Raw genomic sequence first — 11,977 nt, 5'->3', positions numbered from 1 at the left:
TGTGGAGGAATACACCTGAGTCCGTAAGATTGAAATCGAATGAAGCGCGGTCCTCTTCTCCTTTCACTCGCTCTGTTCTCTTTCATCGGTCTTCGATGGTGGTCACAGCATCGGCTGGATCAAATTGCCACACAAAATCTTGGCACCACTGCGCAACTGGACCAACTTGACACCTTGGCCATCACTAAGGCGGTGGCTGCCTTGGTCATCAGCGCCATCTTCATGGGCGCAGCCTTGTTCATAGTGATGAAGAGAGGGAATGAAACTGACCGGGGATGGGCGTTCGGCATTGTGGGCATTGTCGCGATGTTCTGGCTGGGCTGAGGGAAAGCATCATGTCTGTTAGGGACCGAGTCCTTGGCCGCGGGCCTCTCGCAGAAGACATGCGGCGGCGTGGGTCGTGAGCGGGTTGGGGGTAGGCGGCTTGACGCGAGCAAGTGCGTGGCGGCGTACATCGAGCCAGTGCCGGGAGCTAAACTTGTAGAAGTAAAATTGCCAATCATGATTGAATGGTTGCAGCTTCATGGTGAGACAATCTCGATTGCTGCGGCGGTCGCGACATTGGTCTCCGGACTCGTGGGGTTCGCGATCAGGCAGTTGATCACCCATCGCTATGAAAAGGCCATGCACGCTTTTTCAGTTCAGTTCTCGGAGAAGCACAAAGTCGTCACTTATACCATCAGAACGGTTCAAGGACAACTTGTCAAATTCAAAGAAGAGTTCGAGAGTGGGTTCGGTCGTCTTCGCGAGCTGGACAACCATCCTTACTGGGGAAGCAGTTACGTGTACACCATTAAGACCGAATGGGATCACAATCGGCTCAGCTTCGACGAAGACGTCACACCTCTTGTAGTGCGGCTCATCCGAACGTTGGATTCCTTAGGAAAGAGCATGGAAGAACTTGGCCGCCAACCAAAGGCAATCAAAGAAGGCCCTGACTGGCTCAATCAGCTAGCCAACTTGGAGAACCGATATAGACAAGAGTTGCCGGCTGTGCTCGATCCTTTGGAGAAGCAGTTTAGGAAGCTGCTCAACCAGAACACTTAGCGAATTCTCCTCGAGGGTATCGAAAAGGGATCAAGGGACTATCACCCTGCCACCCCATCACCTTCCTCATCGCCTCTCCCACCCTCGCCTTCGGCAGGAAGCCCTGCTCCAGTGGGATGGCGAAGGGCACGGGCGTATCCCAGCTGGCCAGGCGCATCACGGGTGCATCGAGGTGCTGGAAGCGATCGGCCCTCATTTCCTGATGTTCTGGAACCATTCGGTGCGGGTGTCCATGAACTCGAGCACGATGATAGTGTCGTCTTGGATGCGGTGGAACAGTCGGACCTGTCGCGCCACGGGAATGCTGCGAATACCCTTGTCCTTCACTTCCACCACGCCCATGTGCGGGAAATTCTCCAACAGTGATACCGTTTGTTCAACTTCAGCGACAAATGCGTCCGCCACCGCCGTGCCCCACTCCGTTTCCAAGTAGGTCACTATCGACCGGAAACTGTCCTCAGCCTCTCTTGTCCAAAGGGACCGGAGGCTTATGCCTTCCTCCGCTTCATCACCTCGTCCGTCGTGGAGAGGTTGTTCGGGTCCAAGGAAGAGGTGTAGGCCGCAAGCACACGTTCCCGCTGCGCATCAGTAAGCATCTGCCAGACACCTTGCGCACCGCTTTCACCGCTCGACGCCAAGAGCTCATGGATGCGCTTGAGCATTTCCTCGCTCTTGATGGAGTCGACCAGCTTGTGGATGCTGGAGCGAAGTTCAATGGAGGTCATGGGCGTGCGATATGATGCGAAGTTAAAGGCTGTCAGACGTCGGCATCTACCACACCATCACCTTCCTCATCGCCTCTCCAACCCTTGCCTTCGGCAGGAAGCCTTGCTCCAGCGGGATGGCAAAGGGCACGGGCGTGTCCCAGCTGGCCAGGCGCATCACGGGTGCATCGAGGTATTGGAAGCAATGCTCGTTGATGAGGGCGCTGATCTCGCCGCCGAGGCCTGCGGTCAGCGTGTCCTCGTGCAGCACCAGCACGCGGCCAGTCTTGCGCACGCTGTTGTAGATGGTCTCGGTATCGAGCGGCAACAGGGTGCGCAGGTCGATGATGTCGGCATCAATGCCGGTGGCAGTCGCGGCTTCCAGCGCCCAGTGCACGCCCATGCCGTAGGTGATGATGCTCATGGCGCTGCCCTCGCGCGCCACACGGGCCTTGCCGATGGGCACGGCGTAGGGCGCATCGGGGATGTGCTCCGTGATGCTGCGGTAGAGCGCCTTGTGCTCGAAGAAGATGACCGGGTTCGGGTCGTCGAACGCGGCCATGAGCAGGCCCTTGGCGTCGTGCACCGTGGCGGGGTACACCACCTTCAGTCCGGGCGTCTTAACGAACCACATCTCGTTGCTCTGGCTGTGGAAGGGCCCGGCGCCCACGCCAGCGCCCGTCGGCATGCGCACCACCACGTCGGCGTTCTGCCCCCAGCGGTAGTGCATTTTCGCCAGGTTGTTGCAGATCTGCGTCATGCCTTCGCTCACGAAGTCGGCGAACTGCATCTCCACCATCGCCTTCATGCCCTTTATGCTGAGGCCGAGCCCCGCACCGAGGATGGCGCTCTCGCACAGCGGTGTGTTGCGCACGCGGTCCTTGCCGAAGCGCTCCACGAATCCTTCCGTGATCTTGAACGCGCCGCCGTACTCCGCAATGTCCTGCCCCATGAGCACCAGACCGGGATGCCGCTCCATGCTCTGCGCCATGCCGTCGCTGATCGCGTCGATGAACCTCTTCTCGGACGATGCGCCGATGGCTGTTAGCTGCTGGCCGTTGGCCCCGTCTGCGCGAGGGCCAATGGCCAGTGGCTGAAGGCCAACAGCAGCTGGGGCATAAACATCAACCACCTCCGCCGCCTCGTTCGCCACAGGTTCCGGTTCGGCAAAAGCCACTTGCAACCCGTCTTCGATCTCCTGCTTGAACTCCGCGCGGATGGCGTCGCGTTGGGTCTCGGTGAGGATGCCCTCGCGCAGCAGCCAGTTCTCGTAGTTCATCACGGGGTCCTTCTTGCCCCACTCCTCGAAGAGTTCCTTGGGCACGTACTTGGTGCCGCTGGCTTCCTCGTGGCCGCGCATGCGGAAGGTGATGCACTCCACCAGGACCGGTCGCGGCCGCTCGCGGATGCTGTCGGCAATGCGCGCGAGGTGGTTGTAAACCTCCAGGATGTTGTTGCCGGCCACCATCTGCGCTTCGATGCCGTAGCCGATGGCCTTGTCAACGAAGTTCTTCATGCGGAACTGCTCGTTGCTGGGCGTGCTCAGTCCGTAGCCGTTGTTCTCGATGATGAAGATGACAGGCAGGTCCCACACGGCGGCCACGTTCACGCTCTCGTGAAAGTCGCCCTCGCTGGTGGCGCCATCGCCGGTGAAGACGAAAGTGCAGCGGTTCTCCTTCTTCAGTTTGTGGGCCAGCGCAATGCCGTCGGCGATGCCCATCTGCGGGCCGAGGTGGCTGATCATGCCCACCACCTTGTGCTCCTTGCTGCCGAAGTGGAAGCTGCGCTCGCGGCCCTTGCTGTAGCCGGTGGCCTTGCCCTGCCACTGCGCGAAGAGCTTGCTGAACGGCATATTGCGGGTGGTGAACACGCCCAGGTTGCGGTGCATGGGCAGGATGTACTCGTCCTCGTGCGCTGCCAGCCCCACCCCCACGCTGATGGCTTCCTGGCCGATACCGCTGAACCACTTGCTGATCTTGCCCTGGCGCAGCAGGCTCAGCATCTTCTCCTCGATCATGCGCGGCTTCACCAGCGCGCGGTAGGTCTTCAGCAGGAAATCGTCCTTGTGCGTGCCGCGCTCGTACCGGAGCTGACGCTGTTCCATCACATTGTGCATGGGGGCGAAAGTAGCGGCCGCTGAGGGCTGCAGGCCACGGGCCTCAGGCCACAGGCTCCTCTGCGCGAGACGCACCGTCGGTGGCCTCGGCGAAGGACATCGCCACAGGCCTCAAGCCTCAGGCTGCTCTATGCAAGCCTCACCCTATGTGGCCTCCCGAAAGCCTTGCAGGCAAGCATGCCCTGGTTCATCCGCTTGTGGAGCGGCTTATTGCGAGACCTGTGCTCGCACGACCCGTCGCGCTGCACGAACGAGCCTGTGGCCTGAGGCCCGTGGCCTGCAGCCCGCATTCCTCCTCGCAGCACGCCCTGTGCTCGCACGACCCGTCGCGCCGCACGAACGAGCCTGTGGCCTGAGGCCTGAAGCGATCAACAACGCAGCATCCTTTGAACAAGCCTAAGGCCTGTGGCGGCATTTCTCGGCGATCGCAACCATGCCTGTACACGCACCGCTCGACGAGTCGCACGAACGAGCCTGCGGCCCGAGGCCCGTGGCCTGAAGCGATCAACAACGCAGTACGTCTCGTGCTCGCACGACCAGTGGAGCCCCACCAACTAGCCCGTGGCCCGAGGCCCGTGGCCTGTAGCCGTATTCACCATCTTCGTTGTAAAGCGGAACCGGGATGAAGGACTTCAAGAAATTGGAGATGTGGCAACTGGGGATGGAGATCGTGGACCTGGTCTATGACCTCTACGATGGACTCCCGTGGCAGCAGGTGGCAGAGTACAAAGCACAATCCATGCGTGCCGGCATTTCCATACCATCGAACATCGCAGAAGGCAATTCGCGCCGCACGGAACGCGAGAAGTTCCGCTACATGGAGATCGCGTTGGGTTCTGCGTACGAACTGGAAACCCAGACGCTCTCGGCGCAGCGTCGCCCGTGGTGTTCCAAGGACAAGGCCGAACGGTTGCTGCAAGCCCTTGAACGGGAGCAGAAGATGCTCTCCGGGTTCATGGCCGTGTTGAAGCCGTGAGGGCTGCGGGCCTCAGGCCACAGGCTCCTCTGTGCAAGCCTCACCAGTAGCGGCCTCGGCGGAGGACATCGCCACGGGCCACGGGCCTCAGGCCTCAGGCTCCTCTGCGCGAGACGCACCGTAAGTGGCCTCCTTCAGGTGGCACCTCGTTACCACGCCTTCCTGAGCCCACTTGCCGAGCGGCTTATGGTGAGCCTTGTGCGCGCACCACCCGCAGCGTCGCACCAACTAGCCTGAGGCCTGAGGCCCGTGGCCTGAAGCCCGCATTCATCACCAGCGGCGTCAGCCGCGGCCTACCTCACCTTCTCCATATCCTTCACCGCCTCGAACTTGGGTTCGATCACCCACTTGCCCGTTTTGTCGATGAAGCCCCAGAGGTCGCCTTGCTTGGCGGCGGCGTAGCCGTTCTTGAACTCGCGCACGCCTTGGAACTGCGGCTCGATGACCCACTTGCCGGTCTTGTCGAAGAAGCCGATGAGGTCGCCCTTCTTGCCCTTGGCCAGGCCATCGGAGAAGTCGCCCCACACTGTGGTATCGGCCACGCGCATGATGGTGCCGTCCTTGGCCACGTACATCCAGTTGTCGCCCTGCTTCACGCGCGCCATGCCGCTCACCGCGTCGAACTCCTGGGCGGCATCGAATTGCGGCGTGATGACCCACTCGCCCTTCTTGTTGATGAAGCCCACTTTGTTGTCCTTGGTCTTGGCCCACGCCAGGTCGCCCACGAAGTAGCCCACGCTCAGGAACTGCGCAGGGATGACGATGTTCTGCTCGCCGTCCATGAAGCCGTGCATCTTGTCCTTCTGCTTGAACGGGGATAATCCGCCCTCGAATCCTTTCACGTCAACGATGTTGGGGTCCTTGATGGCGGTCTCCTTGCCGTCGGGGGTGAGGATGTACTGCTGCTTGCCCAGTTTCACGACGGCGAAGCACGATTCGAAAGCTTCCACCTTGTCGTACTTGGCGGCGATGGCCATTTTGCCTTGGGAGTTCATGAAGCCCCACAGCTCGCCGATGCGCACGGGCGACAGGCCGCAGCTGAAGCCTTGGGCATCCTTCACCATGCCGCTGATGAGCATGAAGTCGGCGGGGTCGGTCTTCAGCATCTCGCCCTTCAGGTTGATGAAGCCCGCTTTCTCCGTGGCGCCGTCCTTCACCGCCGCGAAGCCGGTCTCGTTGAACGGGAAGTTGTGCTTGAACTTGGGCGGGATGATCATGTTGCCCGTGTTGTCCATGTAGCCCCAGAACTCGCTGCCGGCCGGACGGGCCTGCGTGACGAGGTTCTGCGCGCTGGCATGGATGCCGAATGCCGCGAGGGCGAGGAGGGAAAGGGAGCGTTTCATGGCTGTTGGGAAGTGGAGCGAAGGAAAGCAGCGCGGGGCGAACAAACAATGCGCAATGCGACCCTTCCCATCTTCGCGCCTCATGTTCCGCAACCCGCTCACCGTACTCCTGGCCCGAATTGGCACGGTGCTGCTCATCTACACCCTGCTGCGGCTGGCGTTCGTGGCGCTCAACGCGGCATCGTTCCCCCATGTGCCAGCATCGGCCTACGCGGGCGGCGTGCGGTTCGACTTGTCCGCAATCGCATGGCTCAACATCCTCTGGTGCTTCCTCTTTCTGGTGAAGCCCGATGCCAAGGGTTGGTTCGCCATGGTGCAGAAAGGCGTGTTCCATGCGGTGAACGCCGTCGGCTTCTTCTTCAACAGCACCGACCTCGCCTACTACCACTTCACGCTGAAGCGCAGCACCGCAGACCTCTTCGGCATCATGAGCGCGGGTGGCGACATCGGCAACCTCGCGCCGGTATTCGTGCGCGACTACTGGTACGTGGTGGTGATCTTCCTGGCGTGCATCGCGCTAGCGGAAGTGGGCTACCGCTGGACCGGGCGTTTTGCGAAAGAAGACGGTCCGCAAGTGTGGAAGAGCATCGTTTGGCGGGCTGTGGCCATTGCGGTGTTCGCCATCGGAAGTCGCGGTGGTTTGCAATTGATGCCGCTGGGCGTGCTCGACGCCGGGAACTATGCGCCGCCTGCCTACTTCCCTGTGGTGCTCAACACGCCCTTCACCATGATGATGAGCTTGGGCAAGCCGGTCATCGAGGAGAAGAAGTACATGCGCCAAGCGGAAGCGGACGAGTTGTGGCCGGTGGTGCACACCTACGCTGATAGGATCAACACACCGACCACCATCACGTTGTCCGCTCAACGACCCAACGTGGTCTTCATCATCCTCGAGAGCTTCAGTGCGGCCTACAGCGCGAAGCTCAGCGGCCAGGAAGGCTACATGCCGTTCCTAGATTCACTGATGGACCGGAGCCTGACCTGCACAAAGGCATACGCCAACGGCCGCCGCAGCATCGATGGCATACCCGCCATCACGGCGAGCATCCCGGAGCTGATGGACGAAGCGTTCATCACCAGCAACTATGCGCAGACACCGTTCACTTCCATCGCCAATGTGCTCGCGAAGAAGGGTTATGCCACCAGCTTCTACCACGGCGGCCGCAACGGCACCATGGGCTTCGATGGTTTCGCGAAGAGCGCCGGGTTCGCGCGCTATGTGGGCCAGAACGAATACCCCGACCAACAGGACAACGATGGCCACTGGGGCATCTGGGACCAACCCTTCCTGCAGTTCTTCGCCCGCGACCTGTCCAAGGAGCAGCAGCCGTTCTTGAGCTGCGTGTTCACGCTGTCCTCGCACCATCCTTACGAGTTGAAGCCCGAGGACGCGGCGCGCTTCAACGGCGGTCCGCTGCCCATTCACCGCACGTTGCAATACACCGATGATGCACTACGGCAGTTCTTCGCCACGGCCCGCGCGCAGCCTTGGTTCGGCAACACGCTCTTCGTCATCACCGCCGACCACACGGCCGATATTGAGCGCAACGGTCAGCACTACAGCGAAGCAACGGACTACTGGGTGCCGCTCGTATTCCACATGCCATCGGCCATCATGCCGGTCGCTTCTGAGCGCGTCGCACAACACATCGACATCGTGCCAACAGTGCTGGACATCATCGGGCACAACGAAGCCTTCTTCAGCTTCGGCAGCAGTGCGCTGCGCAACGAGCGCATGCCGTGCATGGTGACGGCCAGCACAGGGATGTACATCGCCATTGATGCCAACGGTGCCGAACGCTTCACCGACCACCACCTGAACGACGGCGCTGTGGCGAGCGGCGACGCACGCAAGGATTCGTTGGAGCGCCAGTTGATGGCGGCCGTTCAACAGTTCAACAACCGCCTGCTGGCGCGTAAGCTCACGGTGGAATGAAGGCCACGCTCATCATCAACCCGCGCTCGGGTAAAGGCAATGCACCGCGCATCATCGCTACCGCCGAGCGTATGGCCAAAGAGCTGGGCATTGAACTAACGGTGAAGCGTATTGAAGGCATCGGCCACGGCACCCAACTGGCGCGCGAAGCTTCACAGAGCGGGCAGGACCGCGTGGTCTTCGCCGGTGGCGACGGGACCTTGAACGCGGTGGCGCGCGGGCTCATCGGTACACGCACGCCCATCGGTGTGGTGCCCATGGGCAGTGGCAACGGCTATGCGCGTTCGCTCAAGCTCCCGCTGAAGCCGGAAGCCGCATTGCGAGTCGCGCTCACCGGCACCGCGGCGCCCATGGACGTGTGCTACCTGAACGACCAAGCATTCATCGGCACGGCCGGTATCGGTTTCGATGCGCGGGTGAGCTGGGCCTTCGACAAGAGCAAGGGCCGCGGGCTCTGGGGATACATGCGCATCATCCTGCAGCAGATCCTCAGCGCGCAACCCATGCCCATAACCATCACCGCGAACGGGGCACAAGAGCAGGAGCACGTGCTGATGCTGGTCTTCGCGAACACGCGTGAGTTCGGCAACGGTGCCATCATCAGCCCCGGCTCAGCGCCCGACGATGGCATGGCCGAGCTGCAGGTGGTGCACAAGCCGGGGCTGATCGGCCTGGTGCGCGCTTTCTACGACATCTACACAGGTGGTGCGCAACGCAGTCCCCACATCCGGTCGGTGGTCACCAACGCAGCGGTAGTTACCCAACCCGATGTCATCGCGCACCTCGATGGTGAACCGGTGGAAGTCGGGCGCGAAGTGCGGTTCAGGCTGGAGGCGAAGCAGCTGTGGGTGGTGCGGTGAGCGCTCACATCGGCACAAGGTGCAACTCCAGGTCATCGCCCTTTTCGCGCAGCCATATTTCCTTGTCCATTAACCGGAGGATCTCGTAGGTATTGTCCGCCGCGTCGTTCTCAAAGGCGAGGCGGAGGTCCTCGCTCTGGTTCTGGAACTCCCACTCGCCGCTAGTTGAAAAATCGAGGTCGATCCCGGCAAGGGAATAGTAGGCGATCAACGTGGCATCGCGGCTACGGCTCAAGCGCAGTTCATACTGATCGAACGACGAAGTGACATCGTTCCCCCCTTCCGTGGCACGCTCAACGCGCCAATCGTTGGCCACGCGCTCTTCGCGTGAACGGAGGCTGAAGGCGGGACCGTCTTCGTACTTCTGGCAGGCAGTGAAGGCTGTGCAAAGCGTCGCAACGAGGCCCGCACGGGTGAACAAGGATTTCATCGGATCGCGTTTGCACTGATCATTGCAAACCCGGCACCACGCCCCCGGCGGTTCGGAACCAACAGTATCCGTGGCGGTGCTTCCCCATTGAACCACCTCCATGAGCGGCAAAACGGGCAATCAGTTCCACCCTACCACTACTTCCCCTTCATTTCCCCTCCCGTCATCTTGTTGCGCTCCATTTGCATGGGGTTCGGCTGCTTCCATTGGTTCTCCTTGAACACGTCGAAGCGTGTGGGCACCATGCGCGGGGGCCAGCTGTTGTTGTTCAGATCGCAGTCGGCTGTTTCGAGGAAGGGGTCCAGGGTGACGCTCTTCACCTCTTTGCGTTTCACGAAGACCTTGGTCACTTCATCGCTGGTCTTCCAGAGTTCGGCGGGGATGCGCTCCACTTCCTTGGTGCCGTCCACGTATTCCCATGCAAGGATCACCGGCATCACCAGCCCGCCGATGTTCTTGAACGAGACTTCGTAGATGTGCAGGTCCTGGTCGAGCAGCGCGAGCTCTTCGGGCTTCAGGTTCTTCTTCCACTTCTCGAACTCCTTCAGCTCGCGCTCGGTAGCTGTCAGCGGGTCGAAGCTGTTGTAGAAGTCCTTGGTGCTGGGGTCGCGCTCCACCACCACTTGCGTCACGTCGGTCTTGTTGCGCTCGCGGCTGATGTCCACCACCTCGCGCGACTTGTCCTCGCGCTTCAGCTTCTCGGCCTGCACGGGATCGCGCGGGTCCATGCGCTTGTACTTCAGGTTCTCGATGCTGATGTCCACATGATCGGTGGTGTAGAACCAGCCGCGCCAGAACCAGTCGAGGTCCACGCCGCTGGCATCCTCCATCGTGCGGAAGAAGTCGGCCGGCGTGGGGTGCTTGAACTTCCAGCGCTCACAGTAGGTCTTGAAGGCGTGGTCGAAGAGTTCGCGGCCCATGACGGTCTCGCGCAGGATGTTGAGCGCCGTGCACGGCTTGCCGTAAGCATTGTTGCCGAACTGCGTTAGGCTCTCGCTGTTGGTCATGATGGGCTCGATGCGCGCCTTCACCTTGTCCGGCGCGGCGTTCGGGTCGCCCTTCATGTAATCGACGATGTTGCGGGGCTTGCCACGCCAGCTGGGATAGTCGCGGTCCCACTCCTGCTCGGTGAGGTATTGCACGAAGGTGTTGAGGCCCTCGTCCATCCACGTCCACTGACGCTCATCGGAGTTGATGATCATCGGGAAGAAGTTGTGGCCCACCTCGTGCGTGATCACGCCGATCATGCCATACTTCGTCCGTTCGCTGTAGGTGCCGTCCTTCTCCGGGCGCCCGCCGTTGAAGCAGATCATCGGGTACTCCATGCCGATCTTGTCGGTGTGGATGCTCTGCGCCACGGGATAGATGTAATCGCAGGTGAACTTGCTGTACGTCTTGATGGTGTGTGCCACCACCTTGGTGCTGTATTGCTCCCAGAGCGGATTGCCTTCCTTTGGGTAGAAGCTCATGCAGAGCACGTTCGTGATCTTCGGTGCCGTGCCCACGGGTTGGTTCATGCCGTCCCAAATGAATTTGCGGCTGCTGGCGAAGGCGACATCGCGCACGTTCGTGGCCTTGTAGGTCCAGGTCTTCTTGCCAACGGTCTTCTTCGTATCCGCGCTCTTGCTTTCGTTCTTCAATGCCTCCTCCGGCGTAACGATCATCACCGGTGCGGTGGCGGTGCGGGCCTTGGCCAAGCGTGAACGTTGCTCGGCGGTGAGCACCGCACTTTCATTCTGCAGCACGCCTGTGGAAGCCACCATGTGGTCGCCCGGCACGGTGATGTTCAGGGTATAGTCGCCGAAGTCGAGGGTGAATTCACCGGCACCGAGGAACTGCTTGTGCATCCATCCGCTGTAGTCCATGTAGGCCGCCATACGCGGGTAGAACTGGGCGATGGTGTAGATGTAGTTGTCCTCCTCCGGGAAATGCTCATAGCCGCCGCGGCCGCCCACCTTCATGCGGTCGTTGATCCAGTTCCACCATTCCACCTTGAACGCGTAGGTGCCGCCCGGTGCCAACGGCTTGGGCAGATCGATGCGCATCATGGTCTTGTTGATGGTGTGCTTCAGCTTGCCGCCGTTCACATCCGTCACCGCTGTGATCTTGTAGCCACCTTCGAAGGGCTTCACCCACTTGCTCACTTGGTCTAGGCTCACACTATCGCCGACGGTTCCCGTGCGGATCAGATTGGCATCGCTCCCCGGCTCGAAGATGTTCTGGTCCAGTTGCAGCCACAGATAGTCCAGCTTGTCGGGGCTCTGGTTGTGGTAGGTTATGGTCTCCTTGCCGGTGAGCTTCGGCATCGGCCCGGTGGTCTCGTCGATCTCCACGCTGATGTTGTAGTCGGCCTTCATCTGCCAGTAGGCATGGCCGGGGGCGCCGCTGGCGGTGCGCTGCTCGTTGGGCGTGGGCAGTTCCTGGTCCAGCTGACGGAACTTGTCGCGGCCGTAGCGTTGGTCCTGTTGGGCGGAAAGCGTGCAGGCGACGAAGGCGCCGAGCACCACAAGGGAGCGCTGGTTCAGCATTGGGCGAATGTAAACGGCCCTCAGGAAGACCATCGGC

11 protein-coding genes are annotated in these 11,977 nt (G+C 60.9%); 5 read left to right on the top strand and 6 right to left on the bottom strand.

What is annotated here, in order from left to right; translation table 11 throughout:
* Positions 1-39: 39 nt before the first annotated feature.
* Both IPJ76_13830 and IPJ76_13825 read left to right on the top strand, forming a co-directional pair.
* Entirely contained in the window at positions 40-324 is a 285-nt protein-coding gene (locus tag IPJ76_13830) for a hypothetical protein (GenBank protein ID QQR85676.1), read from the top strand.
* A gap of 117 nt (positions 325-441) precedes the next feature.
* Complete coding sequence (locus IPJ76_13825) at positions 442-1,047, top strand: hypothetical protein (protein QQR85675.1); 606 nt, start codon at positions 442-444, stop codon at positions 1,045-1,047.
* 192 nt (positions 1,048-1,239) lie between these two features.
* Here IPJ76_13825 and IPJ76_13820 read toward each other — a convergent pair whose 3' ends face one another.
* The 3 genes from IPJ76_13820 to IPJ76_13810 are packed head-to-tail and all read right to left on the bottom strand — an operon-like array spanning position 1,240 to position 3,855.
* Complete coding sequence (locus IPJ76_13820; protein ID QQR85674.1) at positions 1,240-1,485, bottom strand: type II toxin-antitoxin system RelE/ParE family toxin; 246 nt, start codon at positions 1,483-1,485, stop codon at positions 1,240-1,242.
* Between the two features lie 50 nt (positions 1,486-1,535).
* Entirely contained in the window at positions 1,536-1,772 is a 237-nt protein-coding gene (locus tag IPJ76_13815) for a hypothetical protein (GenBank protein ID QQR85673.1), read from the bottom strand.
* Between the two features lie 46 nt (positions 1,773-1,818).
* The gene (locus IPJ76_13810; GenBank protein ID QQR88471.1) at positions 1,819-3,855 is read right to left on the bottom strand and encodes a dehydrogenase E1 component subunit alpha/beta; all 2,037 of its coding nucleotides are present in this window, start codon (positions 3,853-3,855) and stop codon (positions 1,819-1,821) included.
* 634 nt (positions 3,856-4,489) lie between these two features.
* On the opposite strand from IPJ76_13810, the gene IPJ76_13805 reads away from it, so the two are divergent.
* Entirely contained in the window at positions 4,490-4,843 is a 354-nt protein-coding gene (locus IPJ76_13805; protein QQR85672.1) for a four helix bundle protein, read from the top strand.
* A gap of 293 nt (positions 4,844-5,136) precedes the next feature.
* Here the strand turns inward: IPJ76_13805 and IPJ76_13800 are convergent, their stop codons facing one another.
* Positions 5,137-6,186: a WG repeat-containing protein gene (locus IPJ76_13800; GenBank protein QQR85671.1), complete on the bottom strand. Its 1,050-nt coding sequence runs from the start codon at positions 6,184-6,186 to the stop codon at positions 5,137-5,139.
* Between the two features lie 82 nt (positions 6,187-6,268).
* On the opposite strand from IPJ76_13800, the gene IPJ76_13795 reads away from it, so the two are divergent.
* Complete coding sequence (locus tag IPJ76_13795; GenBank protein ID QQR85670.1) at positions 6,269-8,122, top strand: LTA synthase family protein; 1,854 nt, start codon at positions 6,269-6,271, stop codon at positions 8,120-8,122.
* On the top strand, positions 8,119-8,982 hold the full coding sequence (locus tag IPJ76_13790) for a diacylglycerol kinase family lipid kinase (protein ID QQR85669.1): 864 nt from the start codon (positions 8,119-8,121) through the stop codon (positions 8,980-8,982). The genes IPJ76_13795 and IPJ76_13790 overlap by 4 nt, the downstream gene beginning before the upstream one ends.
* A 4-nt stretch (positions 8,983-8,986) precedes the next feature.
* On the opposite strand, the gene IPJ76_13785 is transcribed toward IPJ76_13790, so the two are convergent.
* Both IPJ76_13785 and IPJ76_13780 read right to left on the bottom strand, forming a co-directional pair.
* On the bottom strand, positions 8,987-9,412 hold the full coding sequence (locus IPJ76_13785; protein QQR85668.1) for a hypothetical protein: 426 nt from the start codon (positions 9,410-9,412) through the stop codon (positions 8,987-8,989).
* 137 nt (positions 9,413-9,549) lie between these two features.
* Complete coding sequence (locus tag IPJ76_13780; GenBank protein QQR85667.1) at positions 9,550-11,940, bottom strand: M1 family metallopeptidase; 2,391 nt, start codon at positions 11,938-11,940, stop codon at positions 9,550-9,552.
* Positions 11,941-11,977: the final 37 nt, after the last annotated feature.

This window comes from Flavobacteriales bacterium (assembly GCA_016699575.1).
In the GTDB taxonomy this organism is placed as follows: Bacteria; Bacteroidota; Bacteroidia; order Flavobacteriales_F; family PHOS-HE28; genus PHOS-HE28.
The sequence above is the reverse complement of the archived record's forward strand: the minus strand, read 5'-3'. Positions and strand labels throughout refer to the sequence as shown.

Coding starts and splice junctions, on each gene's coding strand:
- IPJ76_13830 (QQR85676.1), top strand. CDS start 40: ATGAAGCGCGGTCCTCTTCTCCTTTCACTCGCTCTGTTCTCTTTCATC.
- IPJ76_13780 (QQR85667.1), bottom strand. CDS start 11,940: ATGCTGAACCAGCGCTCCCTTGTGGTGCTCGGCGCCTTCGTCGCCTGC.
- IPJ76_13785 (QQR85668.1), bottom strand. CDS start 9,412: ATGAAATCCTTGTTCACCCGTGCGGGCCTCGTTGCGACGCTTTGCACA.
- IPJ76_13790 (QQR85669.1), top strand. CDS start 8,119: ATGAAGGCCACGCTCATCATCAACCCGCGCTCGGGTAAAGGCAATGCA.
- IPJ76_13815 (QQR85673.1), bottom strand. CDS start 1,772: ATGACCTCCATTGAACTTCGCTCCAGCATCCACAAGCTGGTCGACTCC.
- IPJ76_13800 (QQR85671.1), bottom strand. CDS start 6,186: ATGAAACGCTCCCTTTCCCTCCTCGCCCTCGCGGCATTCGGCATCCAT.
- IPJ76_13810 (QQR88471.1), bottom strand. CDS start 3,855: ATGGAACAGCGTCAGCTCCGGTACGAGCGCGGCACGCACAAGGACGAT.
- IPJ76_13795 (QQR85670.1), top strand. CDS start 6,269: ATGTTCCGCAACCCGCTCACCGTACTCCTGGCCCGAATTGGCACGGTG.
- IPJ76_13805 (QQR85672.1), top strand. CDS start 4,490: ATGAAGGACTTCAAGAAATTGGAGATGTGGCAACTGGGGATGGAGATC.